Raw genomic sequence first — 1,612 nt, forward strand, 5'->3', positions numbered from 1 at the left:
GAAATTGACCGTCCATCCTCAGCCCGTCAGGCCGGTCTGCGTGCCCGGATTGATGCGGAGAAGGGCTTTTGGTGGTCGAAGTCGAACCAGCCCATTTACGGCATTGTGGGTACATCCCAGCCTGTGGACTGGTCGTTGGGCGATCCGAACACCACCGCCAACATGCTCAATGAAAACAAGGTCAGCACGATTATCCGCGAGGGTGGTTTCCGTCACTGGGGGAACCGCACCTGCAGCGTGGATCCCAAATGGCAGTTCGAGCAGACCCGCCGGACGGCTGACATCATCAATGACAGCGTGCAGCGCTCCCATATGTGGGCCGTGGACCGAAACATCACCCAGTCCTATGTGGATGATGTGGTTGGCGGGGTGAATGCGTACCTGCGTGAACTGAAATCTCTGGGCGCCATTCTGGGCGGTGAGTGCTGGGCCGATCCGGACCTGAACTCCCCAGAAACCATCAAGAAAGGCATCGTCTATTTTGACTTTGATTTCTGCCCGCCGTATCCGGCTGAGCACGTGGTGTTCCGCAGCCGACTGAATGACAACTATCTGGAAGAGGTATTTAGCTAATGGCTGCTGATAATTTATTAAGCCGCTGGTCCATTTGGGTGGATGGTGTCGGCAAGGCCGGGAATGCCAAGGAGTACACGCCGCCGGTGCTGGAAGTTTTAACCACGGATTTTCAGGCTGGGGACATGGATATGCCTATTCCGGTTGATGATGGCATGGCACCGATGGAGGCGTCATTTTCGCTGTTCGGGGTGGATGTGAGCGTCTTGCCGCTGTTTGGCCTGCGTCAGGGCGCCCGGACGGTTGTCTCCGTTCGCTCGACCTATACCGACCTGTCAGGCAACAGCTATGAGCTGGTTGAAGAGCTGGGTGGCATGATCACCAAGATTGAGCGGGATACTCAGGATGGCGGCAGTCAGCGTGACAAGGCCATGAAGGTGACCATGAAGCTCAATTACTACAAGGTTTCTCGCTCTGGTCTGGTGCTGATTGAAATCGACCCGATCAACCACGTCCGAAAGATTGGCGGCATCGATGTGCTGGAAGGTATCCGGGCCATTCTGCGACTTTCTTAATTCAATTATTTTCTTTGAGATCAACAGGCCGCTTGTGCGGCCTTTTTTACAGGAATGAAAACTCATGGCTTACCCATCAAAATCAACTGAAATTACGTTGGAATATCCGGTGAAATCCGGCGCCACGGAAATCACCGCGCTGAAGATGCGCCGCCCCCGGGTGAAAGACCAGCTGATTGCGGATAAGCAGAATAAACATGATGCGGACAAGGAGATTCACCTGTTTGCGCTGCTGTGTGAAGTTGACCTGACGGTCATTCAAGAGCTGGATATGGATGATTATGAAGCGGTGAAAAATGCTTTTTTGGGGTTTCGCAAGAAGACAGAACCGCCGAAGGACTCGGAGAGCGGGACATCCAACGAGGCATGATTGTTCTGGCCAGCCACACCGGCTGGCAGCTCAGTGAGCTTCTGGAGCTGCCTTACATCACGTTTATTCAGTTTCTGGAACTGCTGCCCAAGAAGGATGAGAAATGAATCAGAACCTGAAAACCGTTGTCACGCTGGGCGGCACCGTAGACAGC

3 protein-coding genes are annotated in these 1,612 nt (G+C 53.9%); all 3 read left to right on the forward strand.

Annotated elements, in window-relative coordinates; translation table 11 throughout:
• Positions 1–573 (forward strand): phage tail sheath family protein (locus ACYP03_RS23740; protein WP_459782330.1); only part of this gene is annotated, 573 nt, incomplete at its 5' end.
• Positions 573–1,088, forward strand: coding sequence for a phage major tail tube protein (locus ACYP03_RS23745; protein WP_459782331.1), 516 nt, complete (start codon positions 573–575; stop codon positions 1,086–1,088). The genes ACYP03_RS23740 and ACYP03_RS23745, both read left to right, overlap by 1 nt.
• A 64-nt stretch (positions 1,089–1,152) precedes the next feature.
• Positions 1,153–1,458 carry a phage tail assembly protein gene (locus tag ACYP03_RS23750; RefSeq protein WP_459782332.1) on the forward strand — a complete coding sequence of 102 codons (306 nt, stop codon included), beginning with the start codon at positions 1,153–1,155 and terminating at the stop codon, positions 1,456–1,458.
• Positions 1,459–1,612 lie beyond the last annotated feature (154 nt).

The organism is Photobacterium sp. R1, from assembly GCF_054600795.1.